Source organism: Streptomyces asiaticus, assembly GCF_018138715.1.
Taxonomy (GTDB): Bacteria; Actinomycetota; Actinomycetes; order Streptomycetales; family Streptomycetaceae; genus Streptomyces; species Streptomyces asiaticus.
In genome coordinates, this window is record NZ_JAGSHX010000006.1 from 7,144,857 (window position 1) to 7,164,394 (window position 19,538).

The following is a 19,538-nucleotide window of genomic DNA, read 5'->3' on the forward strand; positions in this document are numbered from 1 at the left end:
TGCGTGAGCGATGAGTTCGGGCGGCGGGTCGGGTCTGCCCTGACATGACTCGAATCATCGCGGACATCTCCGTCCCCCTCGACGGCTTCGTCACCGGGCCCGACCCCGGCCCGGGCAGCGGTCTGGGCACCGGTGGCGAGGCCCTGCACACCTGGGCGTTCGCACCTCGCGCCCGTCGTGTTGGGCGCCGGAACGCCACTGTTCACCGGCGGAGCGTCGCGCACACTGGTCCAGCGGAGCGTGACCTCGACAACGACCGCGACAGACCTGACCTACGACGTCTTCCGGTGATCCGATGACCACTGTCAACGCCAATGAGATCGCCTTGGGCATCGAGTCGTTCGGTGACAACTACGCGCCACTCGTCCTGCTCGTGGGCGGGACGACGATGCTTTCCTGGCCCGACGCGCTGTGCGAGCGCCTCGCCGCCGGCGGGCGCCGTGTGGTGCGCTACGACCTCCGCGATAGCGGGGAGTCGACGACGGCGGATCCGGAGGCGCCCGCCTACACCCTGCGCGACCTCGCCGCCGACGCGGCGGCCCTTGCGGACGCGCTCGGCGGGGGGCCTGCGCACCTCGCGGGGATCGGCGTCGGCGGGATGGTCGCTCAGGTGGCGGTGCTCGACCATCCGGGCGCGTTCTCGGCGCTCACCCTGGTCGGCACCCGCGCGGTTGCTCCTGGCCCGCCCGACGATGACCTCCCTGACCATGATCAGGCGACGATGAGCCGGCTGTTCGCGCGTCCGATGCCCGATTGGACCGACCGCGAGGCGGTTGCGGAGTTCGCCGCCGCCGGCGCGGAGATCCTCGGCGACGACCCCGTCGCCGCGCGCGCAATCGCTGCGCGCATCTGGGACCGTACGCCCGGAACTGCACCCCCGGTCCAGATGGCCAACCAGATGGGCATGGTGTTTTCCAGGCTCGACTGTAAACCCCGCTGGCGCGAGCGCCTGCCCGACATCGAGGTCCCCACGCTCGTCGTCCACGGCCGCCGCAACCGGTTCTTCCCCGTCGGCAACGGTGAGGCGATCGCGCACGAGATCCCCGGGGCACGGCTGCTCGTCCTTGAGGAGGCCGCCACTGCGATCCCCCATGCGGCGGTCGGCGAGGTCACCGAGGCGATGCTCACGCGCGGGTAGAGAGCGGGGGCGCCGCGCGGGTCTGGCCTCCACGCAGCAGCGGATGTCGGAGGCTCGATCCGGCCGCGCGCCCGCGATCGGCACGATTCCAACCCGAGGTTGCCCAGGACGCTTCTTTGGTCCATGTCCCGTAAACCCACGGCTTCTGCCGTCAACACTCCACGTCGAACGTCGCAGTCATCACGGATATCACCTCGCCCTGAAATTCACTAGGAGATCACGGCTTGCAATCGGGCTCTTCCTACTTCAGGTGGGGGCTGGTGAGTCCGCCTCCGATGAGCAGCATGCGTAGTCGGTAGTGATCGCGGTTGCGGAAGCCTCGTGCGATGCGGCGTTGGAGTTCGATGAGTCCGTTGATGGCCTCTGTGCCGCCGTTGTTGGCGCGGCCGGTGTCGAAGTAGGCGAGGAAGGCTTCGCGCCATTGCTGCAGCGTCTTGCCGAGTCGCTTGATCTCCTTGATCGGGCACGTCGGGAAGGTAGCGAGGACCTTCTCGGCGATCTTGCGTCCCTCGGCGGGACTGTCGGCCTGGTAGGCGGCTCGCAGTTGCTGGGCGCAGAGCCAGGCGACGAGAACCTCGTCGTGGCGTTCGTCAGCGGCGATCGCGAGGTCGAGTCGCGCTCGTTGTCGGTCGGTGAGTTTCTCGACCCCGCAGCGCAAGATGGTGCGGATGCCGTAGAGCAGGTCGCCCTTCCTGCCCCGGTGGCCATGGATCTGTTGCTGGACGCGACGACGGACCTCGTCGACGGCCGCGGAACCGAGCTTGACGACGTGGAACGCATCCAGGACCGCAGTCGCATCCTCGAGCTTGTCATCGATGGCGTTCTTGTAGCCGCGGAACGGGTCCAAGGTCGCTTCCTTGATCCCGTCACGGAAGCCCGGTCCGCGTTCTTCGAGCCAGTCGGCGTAGGCCTGCCCGGACCGGCCCGGGACGAGGTCGAGCAGCCGGGCTCGTGTCCTTCCCTTCGCGTCGGTGGTCAGGTTGACCATCCCGGTCAGCATCTTCGGCCCGCGACCCCCTTGGTCGATGGGTCGTTCGCTGACATGGTGCCAGACATGCTCATCGACCCCGAGCCGGGTGACCCCGTCGAACCGCGTGTCGTCATCGGCCATCGCCTTGAGCAGGGGACGGATCGAGGTCCACACCGTGTTCCATGTCGTGCCGAGCTGGCGGGCGATCCCGCGCACGGAGGCGTGCTCACGCCGCAATTGTCGGATCGCCCACCAGCGCGCCCGCACGGTGAGCAGCGCCCGCGGCTCGGCCACCGTATGGTTCTGCTCGGTGAACGTGCCGACCGGGCAGGCCGGTTCGACACAGCGCCAGGTCCGCTTGCGCCACACGATCTTCACGGGCCGGTCGAAGCAAGGTGCGTCGATTAGGACCACCTCGCGTCGACCGTGGGCGTGAGCGATCGCGCCGCAGGTCCGGCAGCCCATCACCATCCGCGCCGACTCGACCCGAACAGTCAATCGGTCGCCATCACCCCGGTCGACGTCAATCACGTGGAGATCGTCGAGACCGACGAGCAGGTCGCAGTTCACGCAGTAGGTGTTGGCGTGATGGCAGCGCGCAGCGGCACGCGCCACGGGCTCAGACAACGTCGAGGCCTTCCCGAATGGCGCGTGTCTGATCTCGTCGGCGATGGGTCTAGTGACCAAAGGTGACCGGCTGGCCATGCCAGTCGGTCTTGCGGAGGAACTGTTCCCAGCTCAGCGTGTTGGGATCGATGCGCCGGCTCCACGTCGTGTCGCGGTCGTCTCGGAAGTATCCGAGGTCGACCGCGTACTGGGCCATGCCGAGGGTCTCGTCGACCACCAGAGGGTTCTCTCCCAGCGCGGGGAAGTAGGTCAGCAGGTCTTCGCGAGAGTAGGCGCTGCGGTATTCGGCTTTGAGTCCGGTGACGCGGGAGAACTCCTCGACCATCTCGGCTGGGGAGATGACGTCCCCCACGACCGGCAGACAGGCGCCGCGGTAGGTGTCGGGGTTGGAGAACACCTCGAGGGCGGCCGGCCCGGTCGCGGTGAGTGGGTCCACGAACGGGGCACGGAAGTCTTCGGGGAGGTAGAAAGGCATGAGCACCGTGTCACCATCGATGCGCGGGGTGTAGTACTCCAGCGCGTTGGTGTAGAAGAACGAGAGCATGATGAAGGTGTGCGCGATCGGCAGAGTCCGGATGTACTCCGCGATGAGCGCCTTGTCGGTGAAGTGCGGGGCGTACTTGGTGCCCGAGGACCGCTCGTCGACGTTCTCGAGAGCACTGAAGACGACGTGTATCACTCCGGCCTCGACCGCTGCATCGGCAAGTTGGCGCCCGAGAGGGAACTCCTCGGAGGGCGGCGCGATGGGCGGGGTCATCAGGAAGGCCCCCTCGGCCGATCTGAACGCGTCGACGAGCTCGCGCTGGTGACCCAGCGCGAGAGGAACCTCGGCGATCTCCGCTCCCAGTCCTGCCAGGCTCCGGGCCTGGGCAGAGCCGGCGTCTCGGGTCAGGGCTCGCACTCGGAACCTGCCGCTCTCAAGCAAGGAGGTGGCGACGCTCCTTCCCTGCTTGCTAGTGGCACCCGCGACGACGATCAACGGCTTGCTGCTCTCAGACATCGTGTACTTCCTCTTGTGTATCCCCGGTGTTCGCGGCGGACGGCAGTTGCGCGGCAGATACCGGAGGGGCGTGAACGCAACGACCATATCGTGATATCGCGATGTGTCAATGTGTGGCTGGGGGCGAACTCGGTTCGTCACATCGAGATACGATGGTGTGTGAGAGGCGAGGAGGCGACCGTGGCGACGTCACAGGCAACGAACTCAGGAGGCGACGCGGAGAACGAGCCCCCTCTGGCTGCGGTCGAGGCCTTGAAGGCGCTGGCGAACCCTGCACGGCTGCAAATCATGGACTGGCTGCGGGACCCTCACTGCGAGTTCGCTCAGTGGGAGCCAATAGCCGACCGGGACGAGGTCGGAGTCTGCGTCAGCCATCTGCAGGCCAAGTCGGGGCTGGCGCAATCGACAGTCTCCTCGTACATGGCAACCCTCGAGCGGGCAGGCCTGGTACAGGCCACACGGGTCGGCAAGTGGATCCACTACAAACGCAACGAGGGCACGCTGTCGCGACTCGCGGAGATGCTCCGCGGCACATAGCGACGATCACGAAAGGGCGCGACGAGGCGACCAACGGCGCACGGCACACCAGACTCCTCGCGACATCGCGGGCGTGACTGAGGCAGGAACCAATCCCTGCCTCCGCGATCCTCGAAGCCTCGCTTTCCATGCTAGCCGCGATCATTCCCCCAGGCATCGACCAGGGCGGCGTGTTCCACCAGATCGATCAAGCACTTGGCGACCGTTGCCCCCACCTGAAGTAGGAAGAGCTTGCAATCGTGAAAGGATGGTCGGCTCCCAGACTGCGTTCCCGCCGCGGGTCCGTCTAATGCCGCGGCAAACCTCACGGAGCGATCCCTCGGTACTGAGCATCGGCTGGTACTAGCAACGCGCTCGAGGGCTGGGCGTGCACTCTTTCGGCTGGGTAAGTACACCGAGGCTGAACTGCTACTTCGCAATGTGCGCGCCATGCAGATACGCATTTTTGGGGATAGGGACCCCGACACCCTGGATTCAAGCCATGGGCTCCAACTCGTCCTTGCGAACCTTGGTATGCGTGAGGACGCCCTAGCTCTTCTGAAGTCGGTAGCAGCAGGACGTAAAGCAGTGCTTGGAGCGGCACACCCATTGACTTTACGTTCCCGCGCCAGTCTGCTGACAATGCTGTCAGCAGACGAGTTGACCCAAAATGGCGGCGAACTGCTTTCATTGCCGTCGGACTGTATTCGCCACCTCGGACCTGAGCATACTGTCACTCTGAATGCTCGGCATAATCACGCTTGGGCGCTGTACGTTCTAGGTCAGTTCGAGGAAGCCGATGAGGCGATCCAACAAGTTTGCCAGGCTTACCGAGATCGCTTTGGTCCTGACTACCCAATCGCGCTCGCGGCTCAGCAGCTTCATGCTCCCGCCCGTAGCCTGATAGACGCGGCCACTGTCCTCGGCGTGGCCGTCAATAGCGCCGCTCACAGAACTGTATCGTGCTGGTATCGTCCAGCTGTAATATTCAATGCACTGGCGCAATTTAAGATCACGGTTTTCATGGTTCCCTCTGTAGATTCCGTCCTGCGGGATCGACTTCGCGTCATAGATCGGATAAGCCGACTATGTGGTAAACGCGTGGTGATGCCTGGCGGTCACTCATCGTTTCACCTTCGAGTTCGTGCAACAAGGTGCACCTGAGCAGGCTTCTTGCCTCTGGCATGTGTTGAGTCCGACTACGCACAGTGCCTGGTCAACTCGCCAACGTAGCGATATGGTGGCTCCAAGCTGGGTATCTAGGGGGCGATGACCATGGCCAGGCCGTGGGAGGCGGACCCGACGACGACCTTCAAGAGGCGTCTGGGTAAATCACCTCAAGAGTTAGGGACGACTACCGATAACCCCGATTGCCCCGATATCTGGGAACTCGCCAATGGCGATGTGGCCATCATTGGCAGGGATCTCACGGAGTCACTTGGAATGTCTCTGCCTCCAGGTGTTTCCGTGGGAGCCGACGAGCGGCTCGTCGTAATCCTTAGGAGCATGATGATCGCAGCGAAGCCGGATATTCCCAGTGTTTGAATCGTTCCTAAGTGGCGCCTCTGAGCGCTTTATGCGTCCGGAATATCACGAAGATTTTCGTCGCGTTTACGAGAGTGGTATCCGCTCTCTGAACAAGTTGGAGCGCGGCCAGAACTTCAAGGAACGAGGTTTTCCCAGTTGGGAAGCTTTCGCTGCCGGAGAGTGGGCTAAAGCGCTGTCCCTTATCGAAGAGGAGCGCGATGTTTACGCCCAGCAATTCCGGAAAGCCTCCGAGCTCAATGTGACGGAACGCCGCCTTCGCGTTGTCGAGTTTCCTGTTACGCCCTACGTGCAGTGGGAACTGTTTGTGCTCCGCTTGCGCGTCGAATTGGGCGATAACATCAAGATTGCTGACGCCCGTAAAATCGCAGACGCGGAAAAGGATCGCCCCGTCCCCGGAGTGGTGATTCTTGGCGAAGCGGCCATGTACGAAGTTGTTTACGACGAGGATGGCAATGCGGCAGGGGCCAATCGATTTACGGAACCCACGCTGATTCTGAAACATTGGCAGACTTCGAGGCTCTCTATGATCGCGCCGAGCCATTCTTCGACTTCTTCGACCGGGAAATTGCCCCACTGCCGCCCCCGGTCATTGATCAGTGACCACGACCTGTACGTCATCGCGATCCCGGTGAGGGCCCCAGCTCTCGCATACGACCAGCCCCCTGGGGATGGTCAGCCGCACCCCCGGCTCGGGGGTGCGCTCCAGCTGGTCGAGTATCAGGTTCAGACAGAGCCTGCCGACCGATGCGACCTGTGACGCCGCCGCGTCACGCCCCCAGCCCCACGCGTCGGCCGCGGATGCTCAGGGCGATGACGGAGACGAGGAACCAGAAGGCACCGAAGGCCGAGTATCCGGCGACGGTGGAGAGGCTGCTGGTCGCCGAGGCGGACGTGGCGGCGACGGTGGCTCCGGCGAGGACGGACTGTCCGCCGCTGATGATCATGGGCCACTGGGCGCCGACGATGCGCCGGCGGCGGATCGCCACGATGAGCTGGACCGCTCCGGAGAGGAGGGCCCAGACGCCGAACACGAGGAGGGCCCTCCCGATGGTGGAGAAGACGGCGATGATCATTCCGGCGGTGGTGGCGAGGCCGAGAGCCATGTTGATGGAGCTGACGCGGTTCGGGGCGGAGCCGGTACCGGCCATACGCCGCTCGAGGAGCGTGGCGATGACGTCCCACAGGGGGTAGATGATCAGCAGCACGGCCGCGATCACCGTGGGCCGGTCCGTCGACACCAGCGAGGCGGAGGTCGTGAGGACGAGCGCCACCCAGATCAGGGAGAAGGCGATCCGGATCAGGTAGAGCGATCGGAGCCCGGAGGCCGTCGCCGTGGCCGTGGGCGTGGTCGTGCTCGGAGTTACGGTGGTCTGAGTCATCGGGTGTCCCGTTGTGATCGAGATGGTGTGAGACGGTCGCCTCGATGAGGAGTCTCAGCGGACTCGGGAGGGGCCACGTACTTCGATCGAAGTACTTCTGCCATCCCTTTCGATCGACATGAGTTCTGCCGTCTCCATCGGCCGAAGCAGGTTCGCCGTGTACTTCGTTTGAAGTACACGGCCGCAGCACAGGGGAACGAGAATCAGGCCATGGTCAAGGCGCGGAACGATCAAGACGGGCCCGCGGCACCCCTGTGGGTCCGCCGCCCCGAGGTGCTGCACCGAGCCGCCTATTCCGTGGCCGCGCTGGTGTTCACCGGTCAGATCGTGGCAGCGATATTGAGGGGGTCGGATTGGCCGACGGCCCTCTCGGTATTCCTCGCCGGTGGCGGTGTCGCCCTCTCGTGGTGGAAGCCGTGGGCAGGGCTGGTCGTGACGAGCGCGGCGTCCTTCGCCGTCACAGCGGTGGGGCACGACCCCCTGTCGGTGTGGATGATGGCGGTGCTCGTGCTGTTCTCGGTCACCCTCAGGGGCAAGCAGCCGCTGGCCGGAACCGGCATCGTGGCGGCGTTCTTCCTGGGGGCGTTCATGACGTTGGGAGGATTCCGCGGCGGCGCGGTCGTGGGGGCCGCCGCCCTCTTCTCGGCCATAGCGGGAGGTGCGACAGGGGCCGCGCTCCGCATCCATCGGGACCACTGGTGGATCCTGGAGGAACGGGCCGAAACCGCCATCGCCACCCGCGAGATCGAAGCCGTCCGACGAGTGACCGAGGAACGGCTCCGCATCGCCCGGGACCTGCATGACGTCATCGGCCATCAGGTCGCGATGCTGAGCCTGCATCTCGGTGCCGCGGAAATAGGGCTGCCCGAGGGCGCCGAATCCTCCCGGCAGGCCCTCGTCTCGGCCAGGTCCAGCGCCCGCACCGTCGTCGTGGAAACGCAGCGGATCCTCGCGCTCCTCCGCCTCGAAGACGACACGTCCGGCGACGAGGCGCTCCGGCCGACCCCGTCGCTCAGCGGCCTGGAAGGACTGATCGCCTCTTTCGAGAGCATCGGCCTCGACATCCAGCCCTCCATCGACATCCCCGCCGGTTTCGTGGAGCCCAGTGTCGGCGTGACGGTCTACCGGGTTGTTCAAGAAGCACTCACGAATGCCTACCGGCATGGAGAGGGGACGGCGACGGTGGATGTGCGCGAGCGCGACGGCAGGATCTGCGTCACCGTGGAGAACCGCGTCGGTCATTCACCCCGTGGCTCCCACGCGGGCAGTGGACTCGGACTCGTGGGGATGCGCGAACGCGTCGAGTCCTCCAGCGGGCGGCTGACGATCGACAATGACGACGGACGATTCCGGGTCCATGCGGAGTTCAGCCCCCTGGGAGCCGTCGTCTCATGACGCAGATTCTGATCGTCGACGACCAGGACGACATGAGGGCCGGCATCCGGACGATGCTTATGCCCGACCCGGGTCTCGTTGTCGCGGGTGATCTCTCCGATGGGCTCCAGGTCCTCCCCTTCCTCCGGGACCACCCCGTCGATCTGGTCTTGATGGACATCCGGATGCCCGGTATCGACGGTGTCGAAGCCACTCGCCGGATCCGCAAGGAGCACCCACCCGAAAAGCTGCGGGTAATTGTGCTGACCACTTTTGACCAGGACGACATCGTTCTCGCCGCCCTGCGCGCGGGCGCCAACGGCTTTCTGAGCAAGACCGTGAGCCCTGCTGAACTCGTCGCCGGAATCAATGAGGTCGTTGCCGGTGGCGGTGCGCTGTCGGCCGCCGCGACGGCCGCGCTCATCGGCCATATGGCCGACAGTCCGCCCCCGGTGATCGACCGGGAGCTGCTGCGCCGCTTCGACGCTCTGACACCCAGGGAACGGGACGTGGTCGTTCTCGTCGCGAGCGGTCTCGGCAACGACGAGATCGCGGCCCAGATGTCCGTGTCGCCGTTCACCGTGAAGACGCATGCGGTGCGGGCCATGACGAAGGTCGGCGCACGAGATCGGGCGCAACTCGTCTCGTTCACCTTCCGGGCCGGCCTCTACCCGTGAGCCTGCCGGGCAGCACCCCGAAACAGATGGCCACAGCTCACGCGGAGGACCAGCTCGGTGGGGATGGTCACGCGCGCCCCCGGCTCGGGGGTGCGTTCCAGCTGGTCCAGCATCAGGCTCAGACAGCGGCGGCCGATCTCCGCGAAGTCCGTACGGACCGTGGTGAGCGGCGGGAGCAGATGCGCCGCCTCGGGGATGTCGTCGTAGCCGATCACGCCGACGTCCTCGGGGACCCGGCGGCCCGCCTCGTGGAGGGCGCGGAGGACGCCCACCGCCATCTGGTCGTTGGAGACGAACACCGCCGTGGCGTCCGGGTCGTGGGCGATGCGGCGGCCCAGGTCGTAGCCCGAGTCCGCGCTCCAGTCGCCGAAGAGCGGCTCGTGCGCCGCCGCGCCCGCGTCCTTCAGGGCGGCCCGCCAGCCGTCCACCCGGGCCTCGGCGGCGATCCAGCCCACCGGGCCCGCGATATGGCGGACCGTGCGGTGGCCGAGGCGCAGCAGGTGTTCCGTGGCCTGGCGGGCGCCGGACGCGGAGTCGCCCGCGACGACGGGGAAGCGGGCGCCGAAGCTCTTGTCCAGTGTGACCATGGGCCTGCCGTGGTCGGCCTCGACCAGGGCCTCGCCCACCGAGCGCTGCGGGGCGATCGCGATGATGCCGTCCGCGCCCTGGCCGAGCAGCCGGTCGACCGCGCCCCGTACCGCCGCCTGGTCGGCGGCGGTGAGCGCGATCGTGCTGACCAGGTAACCGGCCTCCTGCGCGGCCTCGTTGATGCCCGCCAGCGTGGCGGCCGGGCCGAAGCGGGCCGCGTCGAAGGAGATCACGCCGAGCGTCCGGCTGCGGCCGCTGGCCAGGGTGCGGGCGCTGGCGGTGGGGCGGTAGCCGAGCTCCCGCATGGCTTCCCGGACCCGCTCACGGGTCTCGGGGCGGACCCGGGGGTGGTCGTTGAGGACGCGGGAGACGGTCTGGCCGGAGACCCCGGCGCGGCGGGCGACGTCGGCCATCACGGCCCCGCCGCCCGCCGTGGCCCGGCGCCGCCGGACGCGCTGGGGTCCGCCCGCCTCGTCCTCCGGCTCGCCCATGTCCGTGGTGTCTCCCGTCGTACGTCTCGGTCCTCGTCAGTCTCGTACGTCTCAGGTCTCGTCCGTCCAGCCCAGGTCCGGCTCGTCCGTCAGCCGTACGGTGCGCGTGGACGCCGCGTGCAACTCCAGCAGGACCAGCTCGTTCGCCCCCGGCCGCAGCACCGGCGCGGGCACGTAGAGGCGGCGCTGCGGGCCGCGCGACCAGTAGCGGCCGAGGTTGAAGCCGTTGATCCAGGCCACGCCCTTGGTCCAGCCGGGCAGGGCGAGGAACGCGTCGGCGGGGGTGTCCACCGTAAAGGTGCCACGGTGGAAGGACGGACCGGCGACGGGGGTGTCCGTGCCACGGAAGGGCAGTTCGGGGAGGCGGTCCAGGGGGAGCGGATGGCAGGTCCAGTTCTCCAGGGGCTCGCCGTCGAGGGTGACCGGGCCGGTGATGCCCTTGGGGTCGCCGATGCGCGGGCCGTAGTTCGCCCGGCCCATGTTCTCGACCAGGACGTCCAGCCGGGCCCCGTACTCCGGGCTCCGCACATGCAGCGTGTCCTCGTGGCGCTCGCGCTCCAGGACGCCCGCCGGGGCACCGTTGACGAAGACCTGCGCCCGGTCGCCCACCCCGCCGGTGAAGCGCAGGACGCGGTCGCCGAGCGCGGGCAGCTCGGTGCCGTAGAGGACGAAGCCGTACGCCTGGCCCAGCCGCTCCATGGTGGGCGGGTCGGTGAACTGCTCGCCGGGGGACAGGAATTCGGCGCAGACCAGGGCGTTCGCCGAGTCGGTCAGCGTGACGTCGGTCGGCGGCAGCTTGGGCGAGGGCTCCGGGACGGGCTCGTCGGGGACGGCGGCGTGGCGGGCGATGACATCGCGGAACGCGGCGTACTTGGGGCCCGGGTCGCCGCATTCGGTGAGCACCGCGTCGTAGTCGTAGGAGGTGACGGCGGGGGTGTAGGCGTGGTCGTGGTTGGCGCCGGCCGTGAAGCCGAAGTTGGTGCCGCCGTGGAACATGTAGATGTTCACCGACGCGCCCGCCGACAGCAGCGTGTCCAGGTCCGTGGCCGCGTCGTCGGCCGCCCGTATGTGGTGCGGCTCGCCCCAGTGGTCGAACCAGCCGATCCAGAACTCCGCGCACATCAGCGGCCCGCTCTCCTGGTGGGCGCGCAGCACCTCCAGCGACTCCTCGGCCCGGCCGCCGAAGGTGCCGGTGGTGAGCACTCCGGGCAGGCTCCCGGCCGCCAGCTTCGCCTTGTCGGCCTGATCGCAGGTGAACAGCAGCTCCTCGACGCCACGGGTGCGCAGCGCGTCGGCCAGGTACGCGAGATAGGCGGTGTCGTCGCCGTACGCCCCGTACTCGTTCTCCACCTGTACGGCGATCACCGGGCCGCCGCGCGCCGCCATATGGGGAGCGAGGGGCGGCAGCAGCAGATCGAGGTACGCGTCCACGGCGGCGGTGAAGCGGGGGTCACGGCTGCGCGGGCGCAGGCCCGGCTGGGCGGTCAGCCAGGACGGCAGCCCGCCGCCCTCCCACTCGGCGCAGATGTACGGCCCGGGGCGCAGCAGTACGCGCAGCCCCTCGGCGTGCGCCAGCTCGAGGAAGCGGGGCAGGTCCAGCAGGCCGTCGAGGTCCAGGGTGCCGGGGGCGGGCTGGTGGAGGTTCCACGGGACGTAGGTCTCCACGGTGTTGAGCCCCAGCAGCCGCGCTTTGCGCAGCCGGTCGGCCCACTGGTCGGGGTGGGTGCGGAAGTAGTGGAGGGCGCCGGAGAGGATGCGGAAGGGCTCGCCGTGCAGCAGAAAACCGTCGTCGGAGAGCGTCAGGGCGGGCGGGGCGGCGGACATGGGGGTCAGGAGGTCCTTTCGGCGGCGGGGGCGGGCTCGTCGGGCGGCGTGGGGAGTTCGGGTGGCGTGGGGAGTTCGGGTGACGTAGGGGGCGCGGGTGATGACGTGGGGCGTACGGGTGATGACGTAGGAGGTACGGGTGATGACCTGGGCAGCACGGGTGATGACGTAGGGAGTACGGACGGGGACGCGGCGCGGATCAGCCATCCGGTGGTGATCAGGCACACCGCGGAGATGGCGCAGAGGATGAGCGGTACGGCGCGGACGCCCGCGAGTTCGATCGCCTTGCCGAGCGCGGGCGGTGCGGCCACCCCGCCGATCATCGAGGCCGCCATGACCAGCGCCCCGGCCCGGTGGGCGCGCGGCGCCGCCCGGAGCAGCCAGGGCAGCCCGGTGGGGAAGATCGGCGCGATGAACAGCCCGGCGCCCGCGTAGGCGTACGGGGCCGCGGCGGGGATCGCGGCCAGCAGCAGACACCCCGTCATCCCCGCGCAGCTCACCGCGATGATCGCCTGGGCGGACCAGCGCAGGGCGAGCGGGGCGACGAGGAAGCGGCCGACCGTCATCATCAGCCAGAAGGCGGAGGTCGCGGAGGCGGCGGCGGTCGCCCCGTAACCGATGGCCTCCAGGTGGGTCGGCTCCCAGCCGCCGACGCCGGACTCGATGGCGACGTGGAGGACGTAGAGGACGACGAAGGCGCCCAGGACGGTGGCGAGGCTGCGGGCGCGCACGCGGCGCCGCACGCCGGTGTCCGCGGCCGCGTCTTCGCCTGCGCCGGTGTCGCCACCGCGCGGCGGGGCCTCGTCGCGCACCCCGGCCAGGCAGAGCAGCAGCGGCAGCGTGAGCGCGGCGAAGCCGAGGAAGACGGCGGGGTAGTGGGCGGACCCGACCAGGCCGATGAGGGCCGGGCCGAGGACGGCGCCGATGCCGAAGTGGGCGTTCAGGATGTTGAGCATGGCGGCGCTACGGCGCCCGAAGCCGACGGCGAACAGCTGGTTCAGCCCGTAGTCGATCCCGCCGAAGCCCAGCCCCGCGAGGAGCGCAAGCCCCAAGGCGACCGGCCAGGCGGGCGCGAACGCGAACCCGGCCGCGCCACCCGCCATGAGCAGGTAGGACCAGCCCAGCAGCCGACGGTTGCCGATCCGGCCGAAGAGCCGGTCAAAGACGAGAACCCCCGCCACCGCGCCGATGAAATGCGCGCTCAACCCCATCCCGGCCGCCGACGGCGACAGCCCGTAGGTGTCGCGCAGGGCGGGGATCGACGGCCCGTAGAGCGCCTGGAGCGCGCCGATGAGCACGAAGCCGCCGCAGGAGGCGGCCACGGCGGCGCGGCTGAAGAGTTGTTGGGGAGGGGGTGGTGAGGGGGTGCTCGTTGGTTGCTCCGAGGAGTCCACGAGGGGGAGTGTTACCGCTAACATCCGGACCGTCAAGGCGCTGCTCTCGGATGGCTCCGGCCGGGTGGTGTGCCACGTGGCCTCCTCGCGGTCGCCTTCGCGAAGCAATGGCGAGGAGGCTTCGGCCGACCGGCCGGGCTTTCACCGTCCCGTGCGGATGTAGGCGCGCAGTGTGAGCGGGACGAACACCACCAGCAGCGCGGCCGACCAGAGCAGGACCGCGGCCACCGGATGGGCGAGCGGCCAGGCCGTGTGTCCGGACGTCGCCGTCCCGGGATTGCCGAACAGATCCCGGGCGGCGGCGGTGAGCGCGCTCACCGGGTTCCAGTCGGCCAGGAACCGCAGCCACCGCGGCATGCCGTCGGTTGGGACGAACGCGTTGGACGTCATCGTGATCGGCAGGAACAGCGGCACCAATTGGGCGACGGTCTGTTCGTTCCTCGCCAGCAGGCCCAGATAGGCGCCCGCCCAGCTCAGCGCGTACCGCGCCAGCATTATCAGCAGGAACCCCTCGACGGCGGGGATGGGGCCGCGATGCGGCTGCCAGCCCGCCAGCAGGCCCGTCCCCGCCATGGCGGCGAGCAGCGGCAGGCCGATCAGGGTGTCGGCGCCGGTGTGCCCGAACGGCACCGCCAACCGTGCCATCGGCATGGACCGGAACCGGTCCATCACGCCGCGGGAGGTGTCGGCGGCCATCCGCCCCATGACTCCCTGCATCGCGGTGAAGGTCACCATCGCGAACAGCCCGGGCATGAGGTACTCGCGGTAGTCGCCGCCGCCCGGCACTGGGATCGCGCTGCCGAAGACGTACCCGAACAGCACCACCATGATGACCGGGAAGGCCAGCGCGGCGATGATCTGCCCGGGCTCCTGCCGCAACCGTCCCAACTCGCGGCCGACCAGGGTCAGCCCATCGGCGAACGTCCAGCGCAGGCGGCCCAGGGGCGAGTGGATGGCGGTCATCGGACGGGTCATCGGACGTGCTCCTTTCGGTCGGTGAGGCGCAGGAACACCTCGTCGAGGGTGGGGCGGCGCAGCCGCACGTCGGCCGCGGCGACCCCGGCGCGGTCAAGCTCGCGCACGATGTCGGCGAGCCGGAAACCTCCGCCGGGCAGGGCAACGCTCAACTGGCCGGCGCCCTCCACCGAGGGTTCGGTCCCGGCCAGGGCATTCAGTACGGTCGCCGCCGGACGCAGCCCGGTGGGGTCTTCGACGGTCACATCGAGGCGGTCTCCGATCGTGGACTTCAGCTCGTCGGGCGTGCCCGTCGCGATCACCCGCCCGTGGTCGATGACGGCGATGTCGTCGGCCAGATGGTCGGCCTCGTCCAGATACTGCGTGGTGAGCAGCACCGTGGTGCCTTCCGCCACCAACTCGCGCACGCTGTCCCAGATCTCGCCGCGGCCGCGCGGGTCAAGGCGATCGCCGACGCCGAAGGGCTGGAGGCCGCCACCATGCGGGGGATCGCCGCCGAGATCGGCATGGGTGCGATGTCGCTCTACCGATACGTCCCGAGCCGCGACGACCTCATCGAACTCGTGGCCGACCACCTGATGGGCGAGATCGACATCACGGGCATACCCTCCGGCGACTGGCGCGCGGATCTGACGCGCTACGCCAACGGGCTGCGGGCGATGTGGCTGCGGCACCCGTGGGTCGCCACTGTGCACCGGTCACTCCCCGGCTTCGGTCCCCACCAGGTGCTGCTGATCGAACGGGTGATGGGCGCCCTCGACGCCCACGTCTCCATAGACGAGAACCTCCGCCTCATGGCCATGCTGAACAGCTACATCGAGGGCGCCGTCCGCGAGGAGATCAGTACGGCCGAGGAAGTCCGCCGCAGCGGGCTCAGCGAATCGGAGTGGATGGCGCGAAGCTCCCGACGTATCAATCAGCTGGTGAGCAGCGGGAAGTACCCGATCTTTACCAAGATCGTGACGGAGTCACACCAGCCGCACCTGAGCCGCGACGACCAGTTCCGGAACGGGCTGGAGCACATCCTCGGTTACATCGCCATGAGCCTTCTGCCAACGCCCGAGTCTCCGCACCCCCCCCGGGCACGCGGTCCGACCTGCCCGGGACCCGGCGTGACGAAACCTTCGCCGCGACGATCGACGACACGCCTCCGTGTGACGAAACAGCCGCCACGAGCATCGGTGGGACGCCCGGGTGTGACGAAACTTCGCAGGATCTTGCCTCCACCCGCAGTTGCACTGTGTGCGGCCGTCCCCTCCCCACAACCGTCACCGGCCGGCCCCGCAAATACTGCTCACGGGCATGCCGGCAGCGCGCTTACCGCGCCCGGACATGAACTACGGCGGCGTCGCCCGGTTCGACTGGCGCGCTGATCACTTTCCTGGACGCTCCGGCGGGGGCACCTCCCAGCGGCAGCCGGGGGAGAACCAAGCCCGGAAAAGGGGCTGCGGAGGGGGCGGGGTCTTGCCACGCTGTGCGGATGGACCGTCAACGGAGATCCCATCTCGCGCACGCCGACCATCCGATCGCCGCCCCGATCGCCGACGAGTCGGTGGCCCGGCTGCTCGACCGGGCGGTGGCGGACGAGGCCGACCGCGCCCTCGACCTCGGCTGCGGAGGCGGCGAATGGTTGCGGCGGCTGCTGGTCCGCTATCCGTGGATGCGCGCCGAGGGGGTGGACATCCACACCGCGGCCCTGGAGCAGGCACGCGAGGGCGCGGAGGAATCCGAGGTCGCGGACCGGCTGGTGCTCCATGAGATGGACGCCGCGGTCTTCGCCTCGGCGCACCGCTTCGACGTGGTGCTGAGCGTCGGCGCCGCGCACGCCTTCGGCGGCCTGCTGCCCACCCTCGCGGCGGCGCGCGAACTCCTCGCCCCGGACGGCCATGTCCTCGTGGGCGACGGCTTCTGGGAGCGCGAACCCGACGCCGCCGCGCTCTCCGCGCTGGGCGCCACATGGGACGACTACGCGGACCTCGCGACGACCGTGGACCGTGTCGTCGCGGACGGCTGGACGCCGGTCTACGGCCATGTCAGCACGGCCGGGGAGTGGGACGACTACGAGTGGTCCTGGACCGGCTCCCTCTCCCGCTGGGCCCTGGACCACCGCGAGGAACCCGACGCCCTGGACGCGTACAAGGCCGCCGCCGAGCACCGCTCCCAGTGGCTGAGCGGCTACCGCGGCACGCTGGGCTTCGTCACGCTCGTGCTGCGACGGAGTCCCTGACGCGGGCGTTGTCAGTGGTGGGTGCGAGCATCTCGGCATGAGTGCAGAGAGCTCGACCACCGCCTACTGGGACGCCGCCGCCGCGGGCTTCGACGATGAGCCGGATCATGGGCTGCGGGACCCGGTCGTGCGGGAGGCGTGGGCCGGGCGGCTGCGGGGGTGGTTGCCCGGGCGGGCCGTGGATGTGCTCGACCTCGGATGCGGCACGGGAAGCCTCGCGTTGCTCGCGGCCGGGTGGGGGCACCGGGTGACGGGGGTGGATCGGTCGCCGCGCATGGTCGAGCTGGCGCGGGCGAAGCTGGCCGGGACGGGGGCCAGTGTGCTCGTCGGGGACGCGGCGGAGCCGCCCGTGGAGGAGGGGCGGTTCGATGTCGTGCTGGTGCGGCATCTGCTGTGGATGCTGCCGGATCAGCGGGCGGTGCTGCGGCGTTGGGTGCGGCTGCTGCGGCCGGGTGGGCGGCTGGTGCTGATCGAGGGGCGGTGGGGCGAGGCCGAGCCCGTCGGGCTGACCGCCGCCGAGCTGTCGGCGATGGTCGGGCCGTTGACGGAGCGGCTGTCGGTCGAGGAGCTCGCGCCGGACGCGGCGCTGTGGGGGCGGGCCGTGCGCGACGAGCGGTATGCCCTGGTGGCGGACCTCGCGCCGGTTCGGCGGCATCGGGAGATCGTCGATGTGCATCTGATCCTGCGCCGGGGCGGGGACGTCCTGCTCGCGCGGCGGGCGAACACGGGCTATGCGGACGGGCTGCTGCACGCCCCGTCCGGGCATGTCGAGGACGGTGAGGACGTGCGCGCCGCGATGGTTCGGGAGGCCGCCGAGGAGATCGGGATCAGCCTCGGCCCGGACGAGGTGCGGGCCGTGCTCGTGCTTCAGCACAAGGCGCCGACCGGGGACGCCCGTACGGGGTGGTTCTTCGAGGCGGAGGTGGCGGAGGGGCGGCGCGAGCCCGTCAATCGGGAGCCCGAGAAGTGCTCCGAGCTGGGCTGGTTCCCGCTGGACGCGTTGCCGGACGACATGGTGGCGTACTGCCGCGCGGGCCTCGAGGCGTATCGCGCGGGGCGCCGCTTCGCCCTCCACTGGCATGAGCCGGACGACCCCATCGCGTACGCCCCCGAGGGGCCCGATCGGCTGACCCCGCTCTGACCGTCGGAGGTTATGGGACGTTGTCCCGTTTCGTTAGACTCGGCCCCGAAGGGAGGAGGGCGCGGTGAACGACAACGATCGGGACGCGGAGCGCGCGGCCCGGCCCAAACGGGCGGACGCGCGGCGCAATGAGCAGGCGCTGCTCGAGGCCGCCGCCGCGGTGTTCGTCAGCTCGGGCGTGGAGGCGCCGATACGCGATATCGCGGCCAAGGCCGGGGTCGGGACGGCCACGATCTACCGCCACTTCCCGACCCGAGCCGACCTCATCGTCGCCGTCTACCGGCACCAGGTCGAGGCCCTCGCCGAGGCCGGTCCCGCGCTGCTGGCGAGTGGCGAGACCCCGCATACCGCCCTGGGTCGGTGGATCGACCTCTTTGTCGACTTCCTGGTCACCAAGCACGGCCTCGCCGCCGTGTTCCAGTCCGACGACCCCTGCTTCGACCCCCTGCACTCGTACTTCATCGACCGGCTTCTGCCCATCTGCGATCAGCTGCTCGACGCCGCGGTCGCCTCGGGCGAGATCCGTTCCGGCCAGGACGCCTATGAGCTGATGCGCGGCGTCAGCAGCCTCTGCGCGGGCGCCGGCAACAACCCCCGCTACGACGCGCGCCACCTCGTCGGGCTGCTCGTCTCGGGGCTGCGCTGAGTTGCCGCGACCGGCTGCCTGCGGTTGCTGCGACCGGCTGCCTGCGGTCACTTGCGAAGCCGAGAACGGTATTCGCCCGGGGCCACGCCCCGGGCACGTCGGAAGGCACGGCTGAAGGCGTGCGGGGAGCCGTAGCCGACCGCACCGGATATCGACTCGACCGGCTCATCGGTATCGCGGAGCCGGACGGACGCCAGGTCCATGCGCCACCGCGTCACGTACGCGCCCGGCGTCTGTCCGAGGGCGGACCGGAAGTGCCTGGACAGCGTCGCCCGGGAGACGCTCGTCGCGGCGGCCAGGGTCTCCGTGGTCCAGGGGCGTTCCGGTTGGGCGTGGACACATGCCAGGGCGTCGCGCACGACCGGATCACGCATCGCGCCCAGCCATGAGCCGGACTCCTCCTCCGGGTGGCGGGCCAGCCAGGCGCGTACGAACTGGACGAGCAGAAGGTCGACGATGCTGTTGACGGCGGCGGTGGTGCCGAACTGCGGCTGTGCGAGCTCCGCCGTGAGAAGTTCGACGGTCCTTCTGAGCTGTGCGTTCTCCCGGGCCGCGACATGCATCGGCCGGGGGAGGGAGGTGAGCACCGGTGTGCTCACCTCCGGGTCCTGCTCATAGTGCAGGACGATCACTTCCGTCTCCGCCGGGGCCGTGCCCAGTCGGAGGGCCCTCCCCTCAGCGAGGGCCCGGACCGCCGCCTCACGGTCGCAGGAACCCATCGTCACGCTGGAGCCGCCGGCTATCCCGTGCGCGGTGCCCGGCGACAACAGGACGGCGCCTCCGGCCCGCACCTCCAGGGGTTTCTCGCCGGTGATGTGGAGCCACATCGTGCCACGGGACACCACATGCAGTGCCGCTCCTGGATAGGAGTCCAGCCACTGGCCCCAGGTCCCTCCGGCCTTCAGCACGACCCCGAGCGCCCCTCGCGCACCCGAAACGCGCAAGACCTCGGCAAGCACGTCCATGGTTCCATTCTCGTCGGCCGCCGCGAACCACGACCGTCGGCGGGCGACGTCGCATGCG

The 19,538-nt window shown here is 69.0% G+C and carries 20 protein-coding genes and 1 pseudogene; 12 read left to right on the forward strand and 9 right to left on the reverse strand.

The window, feature by feature from the left end; all coding sequences use genetic code 11:
- Positions 1–44 precede the first annotated feature (44 nt).
- Together KHP12_RS53850 and KHP12_RS38340 are read left to right on the forward strand one after the other, a co-directional pair.
- A pseudogene (locus KHP12_RS53850) lies at positions 45–182 on the forward strand (dihydrofolate reductase family protein); the annotation flags it as partial.
- Between the two features lie 113 nt (positions 183–295).
- Positions 296–1,138 (forward strand): alpha/beta fold hydrolase, encoded by an 843-nt coding sequence (locus tag KHP12_RS38340; RefSeq protein WP_086885532.1) that lies wholly within the window; start codon positions 296–298, stop codon positions 1,136–1,138.
- Between the two features lie 241 nt (positions 1,139–1,379).
- Here the strand turns inward: KHP12_RS38340 and KHP12_RS38345 are convergent, their stop codons facing one another.
- Both KHP12_RS38345 and KHP12_RS38350 read right to left on the reverse strand, forming a co-directional pair.
- A complete protein-coding gene (locus KHP12_RS38345; RefSeq protein WP_211834203.1) occupies positions 1,380–2,723 on the reverse strand; it encodes an ISL3 family transposase in 1,344 nt (447 codons plus the stop codon).
- A 61-nt stretch (positions 2,724–2,784) separates the two neighbouring features.
- Positions 2,785–3,735, reverse strand: a complete 951-nt coding sequence (locus tag KHP12_RS38350; RefSeq protein ID WP_086885531.1) for an NmrA/HSCARG family protein — start codon at positions 3,733–3,735, stop codon at positions 2,785–2,787.
- Positions 3,736–4,023: 288 nt separating this feature from the next.
- On the opposite strand from KHP12_RS38350, the gene KHP12_RS38355 reads away from it, so the two are divergent.
- The 4 genes from KHP12_RS38355 (at position 4,024) to KHP12_RS38370 (ending at position 6,556) form a co-directional block, all read left to right on the forward strand.
- Complete coding sequence (locus KHP12_RS38355) at positions 4,024–4,272, forward strand: ArsR/SmtB family transcription factor (RefSeq protein ID WP_078559792.1); 249 nt, start codon at positions 4,024–4,026, stop codon at positions 4,270–4,272.
- Between the two features lie 336 nt (positions 4,273–4,608).
- The gene (locus KHP12_RS38360; protein ID WP_308036229.1) at positions 4,609–5,415 is read left to right on the forward strand and encodes a tetratricopeptide repeat protein; all 807 of its coding nucleotides are present in this window, start codon (positions 4,609–4,611) and stop codon (positions 5,413–5,415) included.
- Between the two features lie 111 nt (positions 5,416–5,526).
- Entirely contained in the window at positions 5,527–5,796 is a 270-nt protein-coding gene (locus tag KHP12_RS38365) for a hypothetical protein (RefSeq protein ID WP_086884975.1), read from the forward strand.
- Positions 5,789–6,556 (forward strand): DUF6879 family protein, encoded by a 768-nt coding sequence (locus KHP12_RS38370; protein ID WP_308036155.1) that lies wholly within the window; start codon positions 5,789–5,791, stop codon positions 6,554–6,556. Before KHP12_RS38365 ends, KHP12_RS38370 begins: the two co-directional genes overlap by 8 nt.
- Positions 6,557–6,566: 10 nt before the next feature.
- Here KHP12_RS38370 and KHP12_RS38375 read toward each other — a convergent pair whose 3' ends face one another.
- Positions 6,567–7,178 (reverse strand): hypothetical protein, encoded by a 612-nt coding sequence (locus tag KHP12_RS38375; protein ID WP_086884971.1) that lies wholly within the window; start codon positions 7,176–7,178, stop codon positions 6,567–6,569.
- 210 nt (positions 7,179–7,388) lie between these two features.
- Between KHP12_RS38375 and KHP12_RS38380 the strand changes: the two genes are divergently transcribed.
- Both KHP12_RS38380 and KHP12_RS38385 read left to right on the forward strand, forming a co-directional pair.
- On the forward strand, positions 7,389–8,573 hold the full coding sequence (locus KHP12_RS38380) for a sensor histidine kinase (protein WP_211834204.1): 1,185 nt from the start codon (positions 7,389–7,391) through the stop codon (positions 8,571–8,573).
- Positions 8,570–9,229: a response regulator transcription factor gene (locus KHP12_RS38385; protein ID WP_037949971.1), complete on the forward strand. Its 660-nt coding sequence runs from the start codon at positions 8,570–8,572 to the stop codon at positions 9,227–9,229. The genes KHP12_RS38380 and KHP12_RS38385 overlap by 4 nt, the downstream gene beginning before the upstream one ends.
- Here the strand turns inward: KHP12_RS38385 and KHP12_RS38390 are convergent.
- The 5 genes from KHP12_RS38390 to KHP12_RS52550 all read right to left on the reverse strand — a co-directional run bounded on the left by KHP12_RS38390 (position 9,220) and on the right by KHP12_RS52550 (position 14,878).
- Entirely contained in the window at positions 9,220–10,308 is a 1,089-nt protein-coding gene (locus KHP12_RS38390; protein ID WP_086884973.1) for a LacI family DNA-binding transcriptional regulator, read from the reverse strand. The genes KHP12_RS38385 and KHP12_RS38390 overlap by 10 nt on opposite strands.
- A 51-nt stretch (positions 10,309–10,359) precedes the next feature.
- Positions 10,360–12,132, reverse strand: coding sequence for a glycoside hydrolase family 35 protein (locus KHP12_RS38395; RefSeq protein ID WP_210609127.1), 1,773 nt, complete (start codon positions 12,130–12,132; stop codon positions 10,360–10,362).
- 5 nt (positions 12,133–12,137) lie between these two features.
- Entirely contained in the window at positions 12,138–13,526 is a 1,389-nt protein-coding gene (locus KHP12_RS38400) for an MFS transporter (RefSeq protein ID WP_308016983.1), read from the reverse strand.
- 141 nt (positions 13,527–13,667) lie between these two features.
- Positions 13,668–14,501 carry an ABC transporter permease gene (locus tag KHP12_RS38405; protein ID WP_244203535.1) on the reverse strand — a complete coding sequence of 278 codons (834 nt, stop codon included), beginning with the start codon at positions 14,499–14,501 and terminating at the stop codon, positions 13,668–13,670.
- The gene (locus tag KHP12_RS52550; protein ID WP_208653323.1) at positions 14,498–14,878 is read right to left on the reverse strand and encodes an ATP-binding cassette domain-containing protein; all 381 of its coding nucleotides are present in this window, start codon (positions 14,876–14,878) and stop codon (positions 14,498–14,500) included. The genes KHP12_RS38405 and KHP12_RS52550 overlap by 4 nt, the downstream gene beginning before the upstream one ends.
- Between KHP12_RS52550 and KHP12_RS38415 the strand changes: the two genes are divergently transcribed.
- The 4 genes from KHP12_RS38415 (at position 14,840) to KHP12_RS38430 (ending at position 18,515) form a co-directional block, all read left to right on the forward strand.
- Complete coding sequence (locus KHP12_RS38415) at positions 14,840–15,874, forward strand: TetR/AcrR family transcriptional regulator C-terminal domain-containing protein (RefSeq protein ID WP_208653322.1); 1,035 nt, start codon at positions 14,840–14,842, stop codon at positions 15,872–15,874. The genes KHP12_RS52550 and KHP12_RS38415 overlap by 39 nt on opposite strands.
- A 107-nt stretch (positions 15,875–15,981) precedes the next feature.
- The gene (locus KHP12_RS38420; RefSeq protein WP_086886565.1) at positions 15,982–16,728 is read left to right on the forward strand and encodes an SAM-dependent methyltransferase; all 747 of its coding nucleotides are present in this window, start codon (positions 15,982–15,984) and stop codon (positions 16,726–16,728) included.
- Between the two features lie 37 nt (positions 16,729–16,765).
- Positions 16,766–17,869 (forward strand): methyltransferase domain-containing protein, encoded by a 1,104-nt coding sequence (locus KHP12_RS38425; RefSeq protein ID WP_210609124.1) that lies wholly within the window; start codon positions 16,766–16,768, stop codon positions 17,867–17,869.
- A gap of 64 nt (positions 17,870–17,933) precedes the next feature.
- Entirely contained in the window at positions 17,934–18,515 is a 582-nt protein-coding gene (locus tag KHP12_RS38430; protein WP_086884184.1) for a TetR/AcrR family transcriptional regulator, read from the forward strand.
- A gap of 47 nt (positions 18,516–18,562) precedes the next feature.
- Here the strand turns inward: KHP12_RS38430 and KHP12_RS38435 are convergent, their stop codons facing one another.
- The gene (locus KHP12_RS38435) at positions 18,563–19,480 is read right to left on the reverse strand and encodes an AraC family transcriptional regulator (protein WP_211834961.1); all 918 of its coding nucleotides are present in this window, start codon (positions 19,478–19,480) and stop codon (positions 18,563–18,565) included.
- Between the last annotated feature and the right edge of the window lie 58 nt (positions 19,481–19,538).